Genomic DNA, 19658 nt, shown 5'->3' with positions numbered 1-19658 from the left:
CGTCGACACACGCACCACCGCCATCACTCCAGGCAAGGAACACCTCATGCCCACGGAAGCCACTCCGCTGTCCGCGGCCGCCGGTGCACGCCGGACGCCGGAGGTCCTGACCGGCTCGGGAGCCGTCCTGCGGACGCTCGAGCACCTCGGGATCACCGACGTCTTCGGCCTGCCCGGTGGCGCCATCATCCCCTTCTACGACGAGCTCATGGCGTCCACGACGATCCGCCACGTCCTCGTCCGTCACGAGCAGGGCGCCGGTCACGCCGCCGAGGGCTACGCCTCGGCGTCCGGCCGCGTCGGGGTCGCCATCGCGACCTCCGGCCCCGGTGCCACGAACCTCGTGACGGCCATCGCCGACGCCTACATGGACTCGGTGCCGTTCATCGCCATCACGGGGCAGGTGTTCTCGACCCTGATGGGGACGGACGCCTTCCAGGAGGCCGACATCGTCGGCATCACGATGCCGATCACGAAGCACTCGTTCCTCGTGACCGACCCGGCCGACATCCCGGCGACCCTCGCGGCGGCGTACCAGATCGCCACGACCGGCCGTCCGGGTCCGGTGCTCGTCGACATCACGAAGGACGCCCAGCAGAAGTCGGCGCCGTACGTGTGGCCGCCGAAGATCGACCTGCCCGGGTACCGCCCCGTGACGAAGGCGCACGGCAAGCAGATCGCGGCCGCCGCGCAGCTGCTCGCCGAGTCCGAGCGTCCGGTGCTGTACGTCGGCGGGGGTGTCGTCCGCTCCGGTGCGACGGCCGAGCTCAAGGCGTTCGCCGAGGCCACCGGTGCGCCGGTCGTCACGACCCTGATGGCCCGCGGCGCCTTCCCCGACACGCACCCGCAGCACCTCGGCATGCCCGGCATGCACGGCACGGTGCCCGCGGTCCTCGGGCTGCAGGACAGCGACCTCATCATCGCGCTCGGCGCCCGGTTCGACGACCGCGTGACGGGCAAGGCGGACGAGTTCGCGCCCGACGCCAAGGTCGTGCACGTCGACATCGACCCGGCCGAGATCTCGAAGATCCGGTTCGCCGACGTGCCGATCGTGGGCGACGCGAAGGAGGTCCTCGCCGACCTGCTCGACGCGTGGGGCGGCATCGCACCCGCCGACCGCGCGGACACCGCCGCGTGGTGGGAGAAGCTCGAGGGGCTCCGCAAGGACTTCCCGCTCGGGTACGCCGAGCCGACCGACGGACTCCTCGCGCCGCAGGCGATCATCAAACGGATCGGCGAGCTCACCGGACCCGAGGCGATCTACGCGTCAGGCGTCGGGCAGCACCAGATGTGGTCCGCGCAGTTCATCCAGTACGAGCGTCCGCACGCCTGGCTGAACTCGGGCGGCGCCGGCACGATGGGCTACTCCGTCCCGGCGGCGATGGGCGCGAAGGTCGCCGAGCCGGACCGCGTGGTCTGGGCGATCGACGGCGACGGCTGCTTCCAGATGACCAACCAGGAGCTCGCGACCTGCGTCATCAACGACATCCCGATCAAGGTCGCGATCATCAACAACTCGTCGCTCGGCATGGTGCGGCAGTGGCAGACGCTGTTCTACGACGGCCGCCACTCGTTCACCGACCTCGAGACCGGGCACCAGACCCGGCGGGTGCCGGACTTCGTGAAGCTCGCCGACGCGTACGGTGCCCTGGGCATCCGCGTCGAGCGCGCCGACGAGGTCGACGACGCCATCAGGCTCGCCCTCGAGACGAACGACCGTCCCGTGGTGATCGACTTCGTCGTCAGCCGCGACTCGATGGTCTGGCCGATGGTCCCGCAGGGCGTCGGCAACTCCTCGATCGAGTACGCCCGCGACCACGCGCCCAGCTGGGACGTCGAGGACGCCGACATGACCGGAGACCCCGCATGAGCCACGTCCTCTCCCTGCTCGTCGAGGACAAGCCGGGTCTGCTGACGCGCGTCGCCGGCCTCTTCGCCCGCCGCGGCTTCAACATCGAGTCGCTCGCGGTGGGGAACACCGAGGTCGAGGGACTCAGCCGCATCACCGTCGTGGTGGACGTCGAGGACCTGCCCCTCGAGCAGGTGACCAAGCAGCTCAACAAGCTCGTCAACGTCATCAAGATCGTCGAGCTCGACTTCTCGCAGTCGGTCCAGCGCGAGCACATGCTCGTGAAGGTCCGCGTGGACAACCAGACCCGCTCGGCGGTCCTCGAGGCCGTGACCCTCTTCCGTGCGCAGGTCGTCGACGTGGCGACCGACTCGCTCGTCGTCGAGGTCACGGGCGACCCCGGCAAGATCCAGGCCATCCTCCGCGTGCTCGAGCCGTACGGCATCAAGGAACTGGCGCGCGCCGGCCTCCTCGGCATGGGCCGCGGACCCAAGAGCATCACCGACCGGGTGCGCTGACCCCGTCGGCCCCCACAGACCACAGAACCAAGGAGACACACCCTCGTGACTGACATCGTGTACGACGCCGACGCCGACCTGACGCTCATCCAGGGCAAGAAGGTCGCCGTCATCGGCTACGGCTCGCAGGGCCACGCCCACGCCCTCAACCTCCGCGACAGCGGCGTCGAGGTGAAGATCGGCCTCAAGGAGGGCTCGAAGAGCCGCCAGAAGGCCGAGGAGGCGGGCTTCGAGGTCCTGACCCCGGCCGACGCGACCGCCTGGGCCGACGTCGTCGTCATCCTCGCGCCGGACCAGGTGCAGCGCATCGTCTACAAGGACGACATCGAGCCGAACCTCAAGCCGGGCGCCACGCTCGTCTTCGGCCACGGCTTCAACATCCGCTACGGCTACATCCAGGCGCCGGAGGGCGTCGACGTGTCGCTCGTCGCGCCGAAGGGCCCGGGCCACACCGTCCGCCGCGAGTACGAGGCCGGCCGTGGCGTCCCAGTGATCGTGGCCGTCGAGGTCGACGCCTCGGGCTCCGCCTGGGACCTCGCGTGGTCGTACTCGAAGGCCATCGGCGGTCTGCGCTCCGGCGGAATCAAGACGACTTTCACCGAGGAGACCGAGACCGACCTGTTCGGTGAGCAGGCCGTCCTCTGCGGTGGCACCTCGCAGCTCATCCAGTACGGCTTCGAGACGCTGACCGAGGCGGGCTACCAGCCGCAGATCGCGTACTTCGAGGTGCTGCACGAGCTCAAGCTCATCGTCGACCTCATCTGGGAGGGCGGCCTCACCAAGCAGCGCTGGTCCATCTCGGACACGGCCGAGTTCGGTGACTACGTCTCCGGCCCCCGCGTCATCTCGCCCGAGGTCAAGGAGAACATGAAGGCCGTCCTCGCGGACATCCAGGACGGCACCTTCGCCAAGCGCTTCATCGAGGACCAGGACGCCGGCGCGCCGGAGTTCAAGGCGCTCCGCGCGAAGGGCGAGGGCCACCCGATCGAGGCGACCGGCCGCGAGCTCCGCGCGCTGTTCGCGTGGAAGTCGAACGACGCCGACTACGTGGACGGCTCGGCCGCGCGGTAGTCTTCGCAGACCACTCGACGACGAGGCGGCGGTGCACCGTGCACCGCCGCCTCTCGATGTGACCCGAACGTTATGCAGCAGCTCTTCATCACCCCCGGCGCCGGAGATCGGCGTGTCCGCGGGGTCCCCGCGTCCCTCGGACGACGCCCGTCGGCGACCGAGGGCCGGGATGGTCAGGACCGTACCGATCGGCGTGGGATGATCGTCCGATGGCGGTGACGAGACGGGCGGTCCACATCGGCGCCGGCAAGATCGGGCGCGGCTTCGTGGGGCAGTTCCTCGTGGCGAGCGGGTACGAACTCACCTTCGTCGACGTCGACGAGCGCGTCGTCTCGGCCCTCAACGAGGCCGGTCGCTTCGTCGTCCACGAGGTCGGCGAGATGCCGGTCGAGCACCTCGTCCACGGCTTCCGCGCACTGAACAGCAAGACCGACCGTGCGCGGGTGGTCCAGGCCATCGCGGAGGCGGACGTCGTCACCACCGCTGTCGGTGCACGCACCCTCCCGCTGGTCGCCCCGGTGATCGCGGAGGGACTCGCCGCCCGCGGCACCGAGCGCGGCGACGTCACCATCGTCGCGTGCGAGAACGCCTTCAACGCCACGGACTCGCTGCACGCGAGCATCCGACGGGCCCCGGTGCTGGAGGACCGCGACATCGCGGCCGTCTTCGCCAACTGCGCGATCGACCGCATCGTCCCGGACCAGTCGGGCGTCCTCGGCCAGTCCGGCGGCCTCGACGTCGTGCTCGAGCCCTTCTACGAGTGGGTCATCGAACGCACGCCCTTCGACTCCTCCGACACCGAACCGCCGGTCATCGACGGCGTGACCTGGGTCGAGGACCTCCAGCCCTTCGTCGAGCGCAAGCTCTACACGGTCAACACCGCGCACGCCACTGCTGCGTACCACGGCTCCACGCGCGGCATCCGCCTCATCCGCGAGGCGCTCGAGGACCGCGAGGTCCGGGCCGAGGTCGACGGCGTCCTCGCCGAGACGACCGCACTGCTCATCGCCAAGCACGGCTTCGACCCCGAGGAGCACGCCCGCTACGTCGCGGCGAACCTCTCCAGGATCGCGAACCCGCACCTGCCCGACACCACGTTCCGGGTCGGGCGGAACCCGCTCCGCAAGCTCGGGCGCCGCGAGCGCTTCGTCGGCCCCGCGTCCCAGCTCGCCGAACGCGGCATGCCCGTCGACCACCTCCTCGGTGCGATCCGTGCGGCCCTCGCCTTCGACGACCAGGACGACCCCGAGTCGATCGAGCTGCACGCCCTGCTGCGCTCCGGCGCGACGGCGCACGCCCTCACCGAGATCCTCACGGGCCTCATGGAGAGCCACCCGCTGTTCCCGGCGGTCCGCGACGTCGTGGCGGCGGTCCTCGCCACCGAGTCCGCCGACGTCTGACCCGGTCCGGGGCTGCCCGCGTCGTCCCGCCCGTGTGGACGACCGACGTCGCCCCCCGCCGACACCGGCACTCCTCGACGCCTCGTAGAATCGAGGCATGACCACCGCAGCCTCACCTCCGGACGGGTCCGTCGACCACGACGACGACGACGCGCTGAGCTGGGGTGACGCGGACGACGCGACGCACGTCGACGCGGCCCACAACCCGGTCGCCGTCAAGGAGCGCCGCTCCCACGATGACGAGGGCCCGCTCGGCTCCGGACCGCTCATCGGCTTCGGCGTCCTCGGTGGTCTCTACCTGCTCTACACGGTCGCGTGGCTGATCAGCGCGAGCGTCCTCGCCGTGGGTGACCTCGCCTCCGAGGTCATGCGTGCGCTCGCGATCGTGGCGCCGGCGCTGTGGTTCGTCGCGACGCTCTGGATCGGACAGTCGAGCCGCAACCGCACCAAGTTCGTCTGGCTGCTCATCGGTGCCGTCGTGCTGATCCCGTGGCCCTTCATCCTGACGAGGAGCTTCGGTTGAGCGCGCCCGCACCCGCATCCACCCCCGCCCGGGTGCTCGCCCCGTGGCGGATCGTCGTCTGGGTCGTCGCCGCACTCCTGCTCGCCTACGTGACGACGCAGGCCGTCGGGAACTTCGTCGGCGTCTCGACCCCGATCCTCGCGAACAACGAGTTCCTCGCGAAGAACGGGGCCACCGCCCTGCAGAGCTCCGTCCCGTGGACGGCACTGGTGCTCGACGTCGCGATCGCCCCGGTCGGGTTCGTCGTCGCCCTCGTCGTGTCGCGCCGGATGCCGCCCGCCCGGACGATCGTCGTGTTCCTCACCGCGCTCTGCGCGGTGAGCGCCCTCTGGTTCAGCCTGCTGCAGTACGTGACGACCACGACCACCATCGGGTCCTGACGGACCCGGCGGACGGCCGGACGGGAGGCACGGTGCGGGCCCGCACCGTGCCTCCCGTCCGTCGTCCGGTCACCACCGCGAGCGTCACGCGGTCGTCACCATGCGCTCGCGTCGGTAGCATGGTGGGATACCGCCCGTCTCGTGTGAGGAAACAGCAGTCGTGCCGAAGCCGGTCGTCCTGATCGCCGAAGAACTCTCGCCCGCCACCGTCGACGCCCTCGGGCCCGACTTCGAGATCCGGAACGTGGACGGTACCGACCGACCAGCGCTCCTGTCCGCCCTCGCCGACGCGAACGCGATCCTGGTGCGGTCCGCCACCAAGGTCGACGCCGAGGCCATCGCCGCGGCCCCGAACCTGCAGGTCGTCGCCCGTGCGGGTGTCGGTCTCGACAACGTCGACATCAAGGCCGCCACCTCGGCCGGCGTCATGGTCGTGAACGCGCCGACGTCGAACATCATCTCCGCCGCGGAGCTCACCGTCGGCCACATCCTCTCGCTCGCGCGTCACATCCCGGCCGCCCACGCCTCGCTCGCCGGCGGTGCGTGGAAGCGCTCGGCGTACACCGGCGTCGAGCTCTACGAGAAGACCGTCGGCATCATCGGCCTCGGTCGCATCGGTGCGCTCATCACGCAGCGTCTGCAGGCCTTCGGGGTCTCGGTCATCGCGTACGACCCGTACGTGACGACGGCGCGGGCGCAGCAGCTCGGCGTCGAACTCGTCTCGCTCGAGGACCTGCTCCGCCGCGCGGACTTCACCACGATCCACATGCCGAAGACGCCGGAGACGGTCGGCATGATCTCGGACGAGCAGTTCGCGCTCATGAAGCCGACCGCGTTCGTCGTCAACGTCGCACGCGGTGGGCTCATCGACGAGGACGCCCTCCGCCGCGCCCTCACCTCCGGCACGATCGCGGGCGCAGGTCTCGACGTCTTCGTGTCCGAGCCGCCGCAGGACGACGCGCTGACGTCCCTGCCCAACGTCGTCGTCACCCCGCACCTCGGTGCCTCCACCGACGAGGCCCAGGAGAAGGCGGGCGTCTCCGTCGCGAAGTCCGTCCGGCTCGCGCTCGGCGGCGAGCTCGTCCCCGACGCGGTGAACGTCGCCGGCGGCGTCATCGACCCGTACGTGCGCCCGGGCATCCCGCTCGTCGAGAAGCTCGGCCAGGTCTTCACCGGCCTCGCGACCTCGCCGGTCACGAGCATCGACGTCGAGGTGCACGGCGAACTCGCCGGATTCGACGTCAGCGTGCTCAAGCTCGCGGCGCTCAAGGGCGTCTTCACCGACGTCGTCAGCGACCAGGTCTCCTACGTGAACGCCCCGCTCATCGCGGAGCAGCGCGGGGTCTCGGTCCGGCTCATCACCGACGCCGACAGCCCGGAGTACCGCAACGTCCTCACCATCCGCGGCGCCCAGTCCGACGGCCCGGCGATCAGCGTCTCCGGCACGCTCACCGGTCCGAAGCAGGTCGAGAAGCTCGTCGAGATCAACGGGCACGACGTCGAGGTTCCGCTCGACCGTCACCACGTCGTGATGGAGTACGTCGACCGCCCCGGCATCGTCGCCGTCTACGGCAAGGAGTTCGGCGAGGCCGGCATCAACATCGCGGCGATGCAGATCTCCCGCGAAGCGGCCGGCGGTCAGGCGCTCAGCGTCCTCACCGTCGACTCCCCGGTGCCCGCGGAGATCCTCGAGCACGTGCGGTCCACCATCGACGCGACCTCGCTCCGCGAGATCGACATCACGCTGTAGGGGAGTCGGGCAGATGACGCAGACCGTGAAGCTCGCCGTGGTCCGCGGCGACGGCATCGGACCCGAGGTGGTCGACGAGGCGCTCAAGGTCCTCCACGCCGTCCTGCCCGAGGACCTCGTGGTCGAGGAGACCGCGTTCTCGCTCGGCGCCGATCGGTTCCTCGCGACCGGGGACATCCTGACCGACGACGACCTGGCGGCGATCGCGTCGCACGACGCGATCCTGCTGGGCGCCGTCGGCGGCGACCCGCGCGACCCGCGGCTCGCCGGCGGCATCATCGAGCGCGGGCTGCTCCTGAAGCTGCGCTTCGCCTTCGACCACTACGTGAACCTCCGCCCGACTAAGGTGTACGACGCGGTCACGACCCCGCTCGCCGACCCGGGCACGGTCGACTTCGTCGTCGTGCGCGAGGGCACCGAGGGACCGTACGTCGGGAACGGCGGCGCCATCCGCGTCGGCACAGCGCACGAGATCGCGACCGAGGTGTCGCTCAACACGGCGCACGGTGTCGAGCGGGTCGTCCGGTACGCCTTCGCGCTCGCCGACCGGCGGCCGCGCAGGCACCTGACCCTGGTGCACAAGAGCAACGTGCTCGTCAACGCCGGAGCGCTCTGGCAGCGCACCGTCGCGGCCGTCGGCGCGGAGTACCCCGACGTCACCGTCGACTACCAGCACGTCGACGCGGTCACGATCCACATGGTGCAGGACCCTGCTCGGTTCGACGTCATCGTCACCGACAACCTCTTCGGCGACATCATCACCGACCTGGCCGGCGCGATCAGCGGCGGCATCGGTCTGGCGGCCTCGGGCAACATCAACCCGGACGGCACCTTCCCCAGCATGTTCGAGCCGGTCCACGGTTCCGCGCCCGACATCGCCGGTCAGCAGAAGGCCGATCCGACGGCCGCCGTCCTCTCCGTCGCCCTGCTGCTCGACCACCTCGGTCGCAACGACCTCGCGTCGGCGGTGACCCGGGCGGTCGAGGCGGACCTCGCGGACCGGGGCACCACGCAGCGTCGAACGTCCGAGGTCGGCGACGCCATCGTCGCCGCCCTCACGGCACGCACCACCACCGCCTGACAGGAGTCACCCCCATGACGACCGACACCGCCTTCGGGCTCGAGTTCTCCACCACGCCGTCGCCCGACCGCCGCGCGGCGGCCGAGCGTGAGGCGATCCTCGCCGACCCGGGCTTCGGCAAGCACTTCACCGACCACATGGCGACCGTCCACTGGACGCTCGACGACGGCTGGCACGACGCCGCCGTCCACGCCTACGGTCCGCTGTCCCTCGACCCGAGCGCGAGCGTCCTGCACTACGCGCAGGAGATCTTCGAGGGCCTCAAGGCCTACCGGCACGCCGACGGATCGGTGTGGACGTTCCGTCCTGACGCGAACGCCCGGCGCTTCCAGCGGTCGGCGCGGCGACTGGCGCTCCCCGAGCTGCCGGTCGAGGCCTTCGTCGAGTCGATCCGGCAGCTCGTGCAGACCGACGTCGACTGGGTGCCCTCGGCCCCGGAGACCAGCCTGTACCTCCGGCCGTTCATGATCGCGACCGAGTCCTTCCTCGGCGTCCGCGCGGCGCAGGCCGTGGACTACCACTGCATCGCGAGCCCGGCGGGTGCCTACTTCACCTCGGGCCCGAAGCCGGTGTCGATCTGGCTTTCGACGACCTACGCCCGCGCGGGCAAGGGCGGGACCGGTGCGGCGAAGACCGGCGGCAACTACGCGTCGTCGCTGCTGCCCCAGCAGGAGGCGTACGAGCACGGCTGCCAGCAGGTGATGTTCCTCGACTCGGCGGAGGGGACGTACCTCGAGGAGCTCGGCGGCATGAACGTCGTCCTCGTGAAGTCGGACGGCACCCTCGTGACGCCGGACTCGGACTCCATCCTCGAGGGCATCACCCGCGACTCGATCCTGCAGCTCGCCGAGGACCGCGGCCTCCGCGTCGAGCGTCGTCGGGTGTCGCTCGACGAGTGGCGTGACGGCGTGGCGGACGGCTCCATCACGGAGGCCTTCGCCTGCGGGACCGCTGCCGTCGTGACCCCGATCGCCGAGCTCCGGGGCGAGGGCTTCACGATCGGCTCCCCGACCGAGGGCGCCGGCGAGCTGACGATGTCCCTCCGCCAGGAGCTCACCGACATCCAGTACGGGCGCCTGCCGGACCCGCACGGCTGGATGACCAAGCTGACCGACGCGTCCTGATCGCGGCTCCGGCGTCGGTAGGGTCGAACGGTGAAGATCGCACGGTTCAGCAGCAAGGGCGAAGATCCCCGCTACGGCATCCTCGACGAGCGCGACCTCGTCGTGCTCGCCGGGGACCCGATGTACCAGGGGTTCGAGACGACGGGGGAGCGGGTGCCCCTGACGGAGGCGAAGCTGCTCGCGCCGGTGATCCCGCGTTCGAAGGTGATCGGCGTCGGGCTCAACTACGCCGAGCACGCGTCGGAGATGGACGAGCGCTCGGGTGACGACCCCGTGGTGTTCCTCAAGCCGAACACCGCGGTGATCGGTCCGGAGGACCCCATCCGACTCCCCGCCGACATCGGACGGGTGGACCACGAGGGCGAACTCGCCATCGTGATCGGGTCGCTCGCGAAGAACGTCCGCCGCGAGGACTTCGCGAGCGTGATCCTCGGCTACACGATCGCGAACGACGTCACGGCCCGCGACCTCCAGGCCCGGGACGGCCAGTGGACCCGGGCGAAGGGCTTCGACACCTTCTGCCCGCTCGGCCCCGCGATCGAGACCGAGATCGACCCGTCGGACATCCGCCTCGAGACCCGCGTCGACGGTGAGCTGCGTCAGGCCGCCTCGACGAACGAGATGATCCACGACATCCCGACGCTCATCGAGTTCATCTCGTCGATCTGGACGCTCCTGCCCGGTGACGTCATCCTCACCGGCACGCCCGCCGGCGTCGGACAGATCCGCGACGGCGAGGTCGTCGAGGTGACGATCTCCGGACTCGGTTCGCTCCGGAACCCGGTCATCGCCAACCACTGACCCGCTCCGACGGACGGCCCGCTCCCTGCTCAGGGGGCGGGCCGTCCGCGTTCATGCACGGGACGACCGCCGCGTCCGGGAGCGCGACACGCCCGGGATGGACCACGGTTGGCGGGGCCCCCGGGGCGTGTGTAGAGTAATCACTCGTTGCCGCTGAGGCGGAGAACGGAACGGCCGAGACGGTCACCGGGTCACAGACCCGGATATGCAGTCCGGACGGGGTCCCGCTCGCAGCAACATCACCCCGAAGAAGCGTCACCGCAAGGTGTCGTGTTCGGTGTGGAAGGAAGTGCCTCTCTGGCGGAACCTCGTGTTCGGGGTCGAGTGGGGGAGTGCGTCTGGTCCTTGAGAACTCAACAGCGTGCACATTGTCAATGCCAATTTATTGACCCCGTGGCTCATCTGATGGTGAGTCCGGAGACAATTCCTTTTGGATAGACAGAATTGTCAGTTGACAGTTCTTTTTGTCAGTATCAACTCGCTGACACTTCGGTGTTGGTTGTAATTTTTTACGGAGAGTTTGATCCTGGCTCAGGACGAACGCTGGCGGCGTGCTTAACACATGCAAGTCGAACGATGAAGCCCAGCTTGCTGGGTGGATTAGTGGCGAACGGGTGAGTAACACGTGAGTAACCTGCCCCTGACTCTGGGATAAGCGTTGGAAACGACGTCTAATACTGGATATGACTACTGGTCGCATGGCCTGGTGGTGGAAAGATTTTTTGGTTGGGGATGGACTCGCGGCCTATCAGCTTGTTGGTGAGGTAATGGCTCACCAAGGCGACGACGGGTAGCCGGCCTGAGAGGGTGACCGGCCACACTGGGACTGAGACACGGCCCAGACTCCTACGGGAGGCAGCAGTGGGGAATATTGCACAATGGGCGAAAGCCTGATGCAGCAACGCCGCGTGAGGGATGACGGCCTTCGGGTTGTAAACCTCTTTTAGTAGGGAAGAAGCGAAAGTGACGGTACCTGCAGAAAAAGCACCGGCTAACTACGTGCCAGCAGCCGCGGTAATACGTAGGGTGCAAGCGTTGTCCGGAATTATTGGGCGTAAAGAGCTCGTAGGCGGTTTGTCGCGTCTGCTGTGAAATCCCGAGGCTCAACCTCGGGCTTGCAGTGGGTACGGGCAGACTAGAGTGCGGTAGGGGAGATTGGAATTCCTGGTGTAGCGGTGGAATGCGCAGATATCAGGAGGAACACCGATGGCGAAGGCAGATCTCTGGGCCGTAACTGACGCTGAGGAGCGAAAGCGTGGGGAGCGAACAGGATTAGATACCCTGGTAGTCCACGCCGTAAACGTTGGGCGCTAGATGTAGGGACCTTTCCACGGTTTCTGTGTCGTAGCTAACGCATTAAGCGCCCCGCCTGGGGAGTACGGCCGCAAGGCTAAAACTCAAAGGAATTGACGGGGGCCCGCACAAGCGGCGGAGCATGCGGATTAATTCGATGCAACGCGAAGAACCTTACCAAGGCTTGACATACACCGGAAACGGCCAGAGATGGTCGCCCCCTTGTGGTCGGTGTACAGGTGGTGCATGGTTGTCGTCAGCTCGTGTCGTGAGATGTTGGGTTAAGTCCCGCAACGAGCGCAACCCTCGTTCTATGTTGCCAGCGCGTTATGGCGGGGACTCATAGGAGACTGCCGGGGTCAACTCGGAGGAAGGTGGGGATGACGTCAAATCATCATGCCCCTTATGTCTTGGGCTTCACGCATGCTACAATGGCCGGTACAAAGGGCTGCGATACCGTAAGGTGGAGCGAATCCCAAAAAGCCGGTCTCAGTTCGGATTGAGGTCTGCAACTCGACCTCATGAAGTCGGAGTCGCTAGTAATCGCAGATCAGCAACGCTGCGGTGAATACGTTCCCGGGCCTTGTACACACCGCCCGTCAAGTCATGAAAGTCGGTAACACCCGAAGCCGGTGGCCTAACCCTTGTGGAAGGAGCCGTCGAAGGTGGGATCGGTGATTAGGACTAAGTCGTAACAAGGTAGCCGTACCGGAAGGTGCGGCTGGATCACCTCCTTTCTAAGGAGCATCTGGCTCAGTTCATTCTTCGGGGTGGGTGGGTCCAGGCGCCGATGCAACCCGAACGTGGTTGCCGGTAGCTCATGGGTGGAACATTGACAGTGCAGTCGTCGGCGCGTCTGCCGACTCTAGTACGGCCTGCTTGCGGGTCAGGAACGGGTTGGTGGGGGAGCGGGGTGGCTGGTGCACGTTGTTGGGTCCTGAGGGACCAGGCTTCCCGGCTGTGATGGTCGGGGTCCCTGCCGGTTGGTGGGGGTGGGCCGTGATTGGGGTTCCTGTGATGGGGGTTCTGGTCGGGTTCTTCGGTGGGCTGCATGAAGCTGACACGGTTCGTGTTGGGGGAGTGTGGTGCCGATCGTATGTTGAGAACTACACAGTGGACGCGAGCATCTTAGATCGTTCGTGACGATGGCGAAGCTTTCGGGCTTGGTTGTTGTTCGAGTCGATCGCAATTTTAATCTTTGTGGTCAAGTTTCTAAGAGCAAACGGTGGATGCCTTGGCATCTGGAGCCGAAGAAGGACGTAGAAATCTGCGATAAGCCTCGGGGAGCTGATAATCGAGCTGTGAGCCGAGGATTTCCGAATGGGGAAACCCCGCCAGGCGACTTGTCGACCTGGTGACTCCCGCCTGAATATATAGGGCGGGTAGAGGGAACGTGGGGAAGTGAAACATCTCAGTACCCACAGGAAGAGAAAACAACATGTGATTCCGTGAGTAGTGGCGAGCGAAAGCGGATGAGGCTAAACCGATCATGTGTGATAGCCGGCGGGCGTTGCATGGTCGGGGTTGTGGGACACGTCGCTCAGTTCTGCCGGACTGGGACGGTTACAGCGCATCATAGTCGAACCGGTTTGAAAGCCGGGCCGTAGTGGGTGCCAGCCCCGTAGACGAAATGGTGTTATGGCCGGATGTGTATCCCAAGTAGCACGGGGCCCGAGAAATCCCGTGTGAATCTGTCAGGACCACCTGATAAGCCTAAATACTCCCAGATGACCGATAGCGGACAAGTACCGTGAGGGAAAGGTGAAAAGTACCCCGGGAGGGGAGTGAAATAGTACCTGAAACCGTTTGCTTACAAACCGTCGGAGCCTCCTTGTAGGGGTGACGGCGTGCCTTTTGAAGAATGAGCCTGCGAGTTAGTGATATGTGGCGAGGTTAACCCGTGTGGGGTAGCCGTAGCGAAAGCGAGTCTGAATAGGGCGAGTCAGTCGCATGTCCTAGACCCGAAGCGAAGTGATCTATCCATGGCCAGGTTGAAGCGACGGTAAGACGTCGTGGAGGACCGAACCCACTTCAGTTGAAAATGGAGGGGATGAGCTGTGGATAGGGGTGAAAGGCCAATCAAACTTCGTGATAGCTGGTTCTCTCCGAAATGCATTTAGGTGCAGCGTTGCGTGTTTCTCGCCGGAGGTAGAGCTACTGGATGGCCGATGGGCCTCAACAGGTTACTGACGTCAGCCAAACTCCGAATGCCGGTGAGTGAGAGCGCAGCAGTGAGACGGTGGGGGATAAGCTTCATCGTCGAGAGGGAAACAACCCAGACTACCAACTAAGGCCCCTAAGCGTGTGCTAAGTGGGAAAGGATGTGGAGTTGCACAGACAACCAGGAGGTTGGCTTAGAAGCAGCCACCCTTGAAAGAGTGCGTAATAGCTCACTGGTCAAGTGATTCCGCGCCGACAATGTAACGGGGCTCAAGCACACCGCCGAAGTTGTAGATTTCGCACACTCGATAAGCCTTCGTGGTTCAGTCGTGCGGAGTGGTAGGAGAGCGTCGTGTGGCGAGTGAAGCGGCGGAGTAATCCAGCCGTGGACGCCACACGAGTGAGAATGCAGGCATGAGTAGCGAAAGACGGGTGAGAAACCCGTCCTCCGAAAGACCAAGGGTTCCAGGGCCAGGTTAATCCGCCCTGGGTAAGTCGGGACCTAAGGCGAGGCCGACAGGCGTAGTCGATGGACAACGGGTTGATATTCCCGTACCGGCGAACAACCGCCCAAGTTAATCCAGTGGTGCTAAGAGTCCTAACCCGGACCAGCGGATCCCTTCGGGGTGATGCGGGCCGGTCTAACGCTCGACCCCATGCTGGTGCGGCTAGCGTATGAACAGGTGTGACGCAGGAAGGTAGCTGAGCCAGGCGATGGTATCCGTAAGGTGAACCTGGTGTAAGGATGTAGGGCTGACGATAGGCAAATCCGTCGTCTGTGTGCCTGAGATCCGACGCGTACCCGTGAGGGGAAATCAGTGATCCTATGCTGCCGAGAAAAGCATCGACGCGAGGTTGCAGCCGCCCGTACCCGAAACCGACTCAGGTGGTCAGGTAGAGAATACCAAGGAGATCGAGAGAATCGTGGTTAAGGAACTCGGCAAAATGCCCCCGTAACTTCGGGAGAAGGGGGGCCGGAACCGTGACCGGACTTGCTCCGTGAGCGGTGAAGGCCGCAGAGACCAGTGGGAAGCGACTGTTTACTAAAAACACAGGTCCGTGCGAAGTCGCAAGACGATGTATACGGACTGACGCCTGCCCGGTGCTGGAAGGTTAAGAGGAAGGGTTAGCCTTTGGGCGAAGCTCTGAATTTAAGCCCCAGTAAACGGCGGTGGTAACTATAACCATCCTAAGGTAGCGAAATTCCTTGTCGGGTAAGTTCCGACCTGCACGAATGGCGTAACGACTTCCCAGCTGTCTCAACCGCGAACTCGGCGAAATTGCACTACGAGTAAAGATGCTCGTTACGCGCAGCAGGACGGAAAGACCCCGTGACCTTTACTACAGCTTGGTATTGGTGTTCGGTGTGGCTTGTGTAGGATAGGTGGGAGACTGTGAAGCGGGCACGCTAGTGTTCGTGGAGTCGTTGTTGAAATACCACTCTGGTCACTCTGGATGTCTAACGTAGGACCCTGATCGGGTTCATGGACAGTGCCTGGTGGGTAGTTTAACTGGGGCGGTTGCCTCCCAAAGAGTAACGGAGGCGCCCAAAGGTTCCCTCAACCTGGTTGGCAATCAGGTGGCGAGTGTAAGTGCACAAGGGAGCTTGACTGTGAGACTGACAGGTCGAGCAGGGACGAAAGTCGGGACTAGTGATCCGGCAGTGGCTTGTGGAAGCGCTGTCGCTCAACGGATAAAAGGTACCTCGGGGATAACAGGCTGATCTTGCCCAAGAGTCCATATCGACGGCATGGTTTGGCACCTCGATGTCGGCTCGTCGCATCCTGGGGCTGGAGTAGGTCCCAAGGGTTGGGCTGTTCGCCCATTAAAGCGGTACGCGAGCTGGGTTTAGAACGTCGTGAGACAGTTCGGTCCCTATCCGCTGCGCGCGTTGGAAATTTGAGAAGATCTATCCCTAGTACGAGAGGACCGGGATGGACGAACCTCTGGTGTGTCAGTTGTTCTGCCAAGGGCACCGCTGATTAGCTACGTTCGGACCGGATAACCGCTGAAAGCATCTAAGCGGGAAGCCGTCTTCGAGATGAGATTTCCATGCACCTTGAGTGTGAGAGGCTCCCAGCAGACTACTGGGTTGATAGGCCGGATGTGGAAGCGGGGACTAACGACCCGTGGAGCTGACCGGTACTAATAAGCCGAAGACTTGACAACACACTGATTTCCGTGGCCTTCGTGTCACGGGCTCGCGTCCACTTTGTGGTTCCCGACAGACGATCGGGAACGAAACTGAATACTTCAGCGAGATCTGAAGGAATGGTTTTGATCCAGGATCTGGGTCGAAGGTGTTCCGGTGGTCATAGCGAGAGGGAAACGCCCGGTCACATTCCGAACCCGGAAGCTAAGCCTCTCAGCGCCGATGGTACTGCAAGGGGGACCTTGTGGGAGAGTAGGACGCCGCCGGACTCAACGTTGCAACACCAGGGAACCCCTGACCACCACGTGGTCAGGGGTTTTCTGCGTTCCCGGACCGGGTCCGCCGCCACTGCGCCCGGTAGGCTGTGGGGGTCATGACTGCACCGTTCACCACCGCTTCCGGCTCCGATGTCCGTGTCCGCTTCTGCCCGAGCCCGACGGGGACGCCCCACGTGGGTCTGATCCGCACGGCGCTCTTCAACTGGGCGTACGCGCGCCACACGGGCGGCAAGCTCGTGTTCCGGATCGAGGACACCGACGCCGCACGCGACAGCGAGGAGTCCTACGAGCAGATCCTCGACGCGCTCCGGTGGCTGCGGCTCGACTGGGACGAGGGTGTCGACGTCGGCGGACCGCACGGGCCGTACCGGCAGTCGCAGCGAACCGACGTCTACGAGGACGTGATCGCGAAGCTCCGGGCATCCGGCCACGTGTACGAGTCGTTCGTCACGCCCGAGGAGATGGAGGCCCGCAACCGGGCAGCGGGCCGTGACCCGAAGCAGGGCTACGACAACCACGAGCGCGACCTCACCGACGAGGAGCGCCAGGCGTTCCGCGACCAGGGGCGCGAGCCCGCGCTGCGGCTCCGTGTGCCCGATCGTGACCTCTCGTTCGACGACCTCGTCCGCGGGGAGATCACGTTCAAGCAGGGCACGTTCCCGGACTTCGTCGTGGTCCGTCCGAACGGCAAGCCGCTCTACACGTTCACGAACCCCGTGGACGACGCCCTGATGGGCATCACCCACGTGCTCCGTGGTGAGGATCTCCTGTCCTCCACACCGCGGCAGATCGCCCTGTACGAGGCGCTGTACGAGATCGGCCTGGCGGAGTCCATCCCGGTCTTCGGTCACCTGCCCTACGTCATGGGGGAGGGCAACAAGAAGCTCTCGAAGCGTGATCCCGAGTCGAACCTGTTCCTGCACCGTGCGAACGGCATGGTGCCCGAGGGGCTCGTGAACTACCTCGCGCTCCTCGGGTGGTCGATCGCACCCGACCGTGACGTGTTCTCGATCGACGAGATGGTCGCGGCGTTCGACGTCGCCGACGTGAACCCGAACCCGGCGCGTTTCGACCAGAAGAAGGCCGAGGCGATCAACGGCGACCACATCCGGCTGCTGGCTCCGGACGACTTCCGCGACCGCCTGCTGCCGTACCTGACGGACTTCGTCGCGTCGCCGCCGACGCCCGAGCAGGCAGCGGTCCTCGCGGCCGCCGCACCGCTCGTGCAGGAGCGCATGCAGGTGCTCAGCGAAGCGCCTGCCATGCTCGGCTTCCTGTTCACGGCGGATGACGACCTGGTCGTCGAGGACGACGCCGCAGCGACGCTCAAGGACGACGCCGGCGCGGTGCTGTCGGCGAGCATCGCGGCACTCGAGCCGCTGGACACCTGGGAGTCGCCGGCGATCGAGGGTGCGCTTCGCACGGCGCTCATCGACGGCCTCGGGCTGAAGCCGCGCCTGGCGTTCGGCCCCCTGCGGGTCGCGGTGTCCGGTCGGCGGATCTCGCCGCCGCTCTTCGAGTCGATGGAGATCCTGGGCAAGGACTCGACCCTCGCCCGGCTCCGCTCGCTCGCGGCCCGCTAGCGGTCGTGGACGCAAGGAGCGACGGGGTGGGGCAGGTCTCGCGTCCCGCGACGTCGGCCGCGACGGACGCCGGGGTCCTCGTGGTTGATGTGGTGGTCGTCGGCGCCGGGCCGGCCGGGTTGAGCGCCGCGCTCAACCTCGTCCGCGCGCGGCGGACGGTGCTCCTGATCGACGCCAACCGGCCGCGGAACGCCGCCACCCTGCAGTCCCACGGCTTCCTGACGCGAGACGGCATCTCGCCGCTCGAGCTCCGGAAGCTCGGTAGAGCCGAGGTCGAGGCGTACCCGGAGGCGACGGTCGTGCAGGCCGTGGTCGACGAGGTCGTCCCCGAGGGGGCCGGGTGGCGCGTGCACGCGACGGGTCGCGGAACGGCCGTCTCCGCGACCGCGCGGGCGGTGGTGGTCGCCACGGGCCTCCGGGAGGAGTTCCCGTCGCTGCCGTCGCTCCGAGCGTTCTACGGCACGTCCGTGCACAGCTGCGTGGAGTGCGACGGGTACGAGAAGGCGGGAGAGGCCCTCGCGTTCGTGTGCGAGACGCCGGACGTCGTGGACCGCGCGCTGTACCTCGCCGCGTGGACGGACGACCTCGTGGTCTACACGAACGGCGCACCGACGCTCGACGAAGCCGGACGCGAGCGGCTCGCCGCGGCCGGCATCCGCGTCGACGAGCGACCGGTCGCCGACCTCGAGGGCGACCGCTCCGGCATGACGGGCGTCCGGCTCGAGGACGGCCACGTGGAGCCGCGGACGGGCGGGTTCGTCCGGCCGACCTGGCACGTGGACCTCGACTGGCTCCGGGCGGACGTCGAGCGCGACGCCGAGGGACTGCTGGTGGTCGACGCGTCCGGGCGCACCGCTGTCCCCGGCCTCTACGCGGTCGGCGACGTGACCCCGCCCGGGCCCGAACAACTCATCGTCGCGGCCGGTCACGGAGCGCGGACGGCATCCGCTGTCCACCGCGACCTGGTCGGTGGTCTCAGAGACGTCCGGGATGCTGTACAGTGGTTGATCGTGCCCCGGGCGACCGGGACGCGAGGCCGAACGGCCTCTTGGGGTATGGTGTAATTGGCAACACAGCGGTTTCTGGTACCGTCGTTCTTGGTTCGAGTCCAGGTACCCCAGCCACCATCGTGAAACGGCCCCCGACAGATGTCGGGGGCCGTTCTCGTTCCCGGTGCGCGGCGCCCGCAGCGCGCTGGGCGTCGACCGCGGTCCACGGCGACACGCCGGTCGCGAGGCGCTCCGGCCAGCGCGACACGCGGTCCCGCACGAGCGACACGCCCGACGTTCGTCTGACCGGCGAGATCCCTCGGCAGCAGCCGCGCCCGTCCACCCGCGCCCGTCCACCCGCGCCCGTCCACATGCGCCCGTCCACCCCACGCGTCGTGCCCCCGCGGGCAACCGGCCGTCGTGTGCGCCGCGAACCGGCCGTCGCGCCCGCGGACGATCGGCCCTCCGGTGCTGCGGGGAACCGCAGACCGTCCGGGACTCCCCGGCCGCGAGGGCACCCCGGTCGAGCGCGCGGTGCACCGACGTACGGTGCGCGCGCGGTGTGGACCGGTGCGGGTGCTCGCGGACCCTCGGGGCCTGCTTCCGCGTCCCTGTGCGGATCGACAGGGTCCGCCCCGTGGTCCCGCACACCCGGTCGGACCGGTGCCGCACCCGGAGCTGGTTGCGGGGAACCGCACGACGTCGC

The 19658-nt window shown here is 66.5% G+C and carries 12 protein-coding genes, 1 tRNA gene and 3 rRNA genes; all 16 read left to right on the top strand.

The window, feature by feature from the left end; genetic code table 11:
• The first annotated feature begins 46 nt into the window (after positions 1 to 46).
• The 16 genes from MON03_RS10400 to MON03_RS10325 all read left to right on the top strand — a co-directional run bounded on the left by MON03_RS10400 (position 47) and on the right by MON03_RS10325 (position 19087).
• On the top strand, positions 47 to 1870 hold the full coding sequence (locus MON03_RS10400) for an acetolactate synthase large subunit (RefSeq protein WP_175328685.1): 1824 nt from the start codon (positions 47 to 49) through the stop codon (positions 1868 to 1870).
• Positions 1867 to 2367, top strand: coding sequence for an acetolactate synthase small subunit (gene ilvN / locus MON03_RS10395; protein WP_022904394.1), 501 nt, complete (start codon positions 1867 to 1869; stop codon positions 2365 to 2367). The genes MON03_RS10400 and ilvN overlap by 4 nt, the downstream gene beginning before the upstream one ends.
• Positions 2368 to 2412: 45 nt before the next feature.
• Positions 2413 to 3438 (top strand): ketol-acid reductoisomerase, encoded by a 1026-nt coding sequence (gene ilvC, locus MON03_RS10390; RefSeq protein WP_022904393.1) that lies wholly within the window; start codon positions 2413 to 2415, stop codon positions 3436 to 3438.
• A 209-nt stretch (positions 3439 to 3647) separates the two neighbouring features.
• Positions 3648 to 4838 (top strand): mannitol-1-phosphate 5-dehydrogenase, encoded by a 1191-nt coding sequence (locus tag MON03_RS10385; RefSeq protein WP_242088288.1) that lies wholly within the window; start codon positions 3648 to 3650, stop codon positions 4836 to 4838.
• A 97-nt stretch (positions 4839 to 4935) separates the two neighbouring features.
• Positions 4936 to 5361: a hypothetical protein gene (locus MON03_RS10380; protein WP_175328684.1), complete on the top strand. Its 426-nt coding sequence runs from the start codon at positions 4936 to 4938 to the stop codon at positions 5359 to 5361.
• The gene (locus MON03_RS10375) at positions 5358 to 5741 is read left to right on the top strand and encodes a hypothetical protein (RefSeq protein ID WP_148286238.1); all 384 of its coding nucleotides are present in this window, start codon (positions 5358 to 5360) and stop codon (positions 5739 to 5741) included. Before MON03_RS10380 ends, MON03_RS10375 begins: the two co-directional genes overlap by 4 nt.
• Before the next feature lie 160 nt (positions 5742 to 5901).
• Positions 5902 to 7491 carry a phosphoglycerate dehydrogenase gene (gene serA, locus MON03_RS10370; protein ID WP_242088287.1) on the top strand — a complete coding sequence of 530 codons (1590 nt, stop codon included), beginning with the start codon at positions 5902 to 5904 and terminating at the stop codon, positions 7489 to 7491.
• 13 nt (positions 7492 to 7504) lie between these two features.
• Entirely contained in the window at positions 7505 to 8572 is a 1068-nt protein-coding gene (locus tag MON03_RS10365) for a 3-isopropylmalate dehydrogenase (RefSeq protein ID WP_242088286.1), read from the top strand.
• 14 nt (positions 8573 to 8586) lie between these two features.
• On the top strand, positions 8587 to 9696 hold the full coding sequence (locus tag MON03_RS10360) for a branched-chain amino acid aminotransferase (RefSeq protein ID WP_175328681.1): 1110 nt from the start codon (positions 8587 to 8589) through the stop codon (positions 9694 to 9696).
• Positions 9697 to 9726: 30 nt separating this feature from the next.
• Complete coding sequence (locus MON03_RS10355; protein WP_022904386.1) at positions 9727 to 10497, top strand: fumarylacetoacetate hydrolase family protein; 771 nt, start codon at positions 9727 to 9729, stop codon at positions 10495 to 10497.
• Positions 10498 to 11005: 508 nt separating this feature from the next.
• Positions 11006 to 12527: ribosomal RNA gene (locus MON03_RS10350) — 16S ribosomal RNA — on the top strand.
• Positions 12528 to 12992: 465 nt separating this feature from the next.
• A 23S ribosomal RNA gene (locus MON03_RS10345) occupies positions 12993 to 16119 on the top strand.
• Positions 16120 to 16254: 135 nt separating this feature from the next.
• A 5S ribosomal RNA gene (gene rrf / locus MON03_RS10340) occupies positions 16255 to 16371 on the top strand.
• The 16S, 23S and 5S rRNA genes sit together here, the layout of an rRNA operon.
• A 104-nt stretch (positions 16372 to 16475) precedes the next feature.
• Positions 16476 to 17963: a glutamate--tRNA ligase gene (gene gltX / locus MON03_RS10335; protein ID WP_242088284.1), complete on the top strand. Its 1488-nt coding sequence runs from the start codon at positions 16476 to 16478 to the stop codon at positions 17961 to 17963.
• 26 nt (positions 17964 to 17989) lie between these two features.
• Positions 17990 to 19027 (top strand): NAD(P)/FAD-dependent oxidoreductase, encoded by a 1038-nt coding sequence (locus MON03_RS10330; protein WP_242088283.1) that lies wholly within the window; start codon positions 17990 to 17992, stop codon positions 19025 to 19027.
• Positions 19013 to 19087: transfer RNA gene (locus MON03_RS10325), tRNA-Gln, on the top strand. The genes MON03_RS10330 and MON03_RS10325 overlap by 15 nt, the downstream gene beginning before the upstream one ends.
• Positions 19088 to 19658: the final 571 nt, after the last annotated feature.

It is taken from the genome of Curtobacterium sp. DN_7.5 (assembly GCF_022655355.1).
Classification (GTDB): domain Bacteria; phylum Actinomycetota; class Actinomycetes; order Actinomycetales; family Microbacteriaceae; genus Curtobacterium; species Curtobacterium luteum.
The sequence above is the reverse complement of the archived record's forward strand: the minus strand, read 5'-3'. Positions and strand labels throughout refer to the sequence as shown.

Excerpts from the sequence above, each read along its gene's own strand:
- MON03_RS10400 (WP_175328685.1), top strand. The coding sequence starts at position 47 with ATGCCCACGGAAGCCACTCCGCTGTCCGCGGCCGCCGGTGCACGCCGG.
- ilvN (WP_022904394.1), top strand. The coding sequence starts at position 1,867 with ATGAGCCACGTCCTCTCCCTGCTCGTCGAGGACAAGCCGGGTCTGCTG.
- MON03_RS10385 (WP_242088288.1), top strand. The coding sequence starts at position 3,648 with ATGGCGGTGACGAGACGGGCGGTCCACATCGGCGCCGGCAAGATCGGG.
- MON03_RS10380 (WP_175328684.1), top strand. The coding sequence starts at position 4,936 with ATGACCACCGCAGCCTCACCTCCGGACGGGTCCGTCGACCACGACGAC.
- MON03_RS10365 (WP_242088286.1), top strand. The coding sequence starts at position 7,505 with ATGACGCAGACCGTGAAGCTCGCCGTGGTCCGCGGCGACGGCATCGGA.
- MON03_RS10360 (WP_175328681.1), top strand. The coding sequence starts at position 8,587 with ATGACGACCGACACCGCCTTCGGGCTCGAGTTCTCCACCACGCCGTCG.
- gltX (WP_242088284.1), top strand. The coding sequence starts at position 16,476 with ATGACTGCACCGTTCACCACCGCTTCCGGCTCCGATGTCCGTGTCCGC.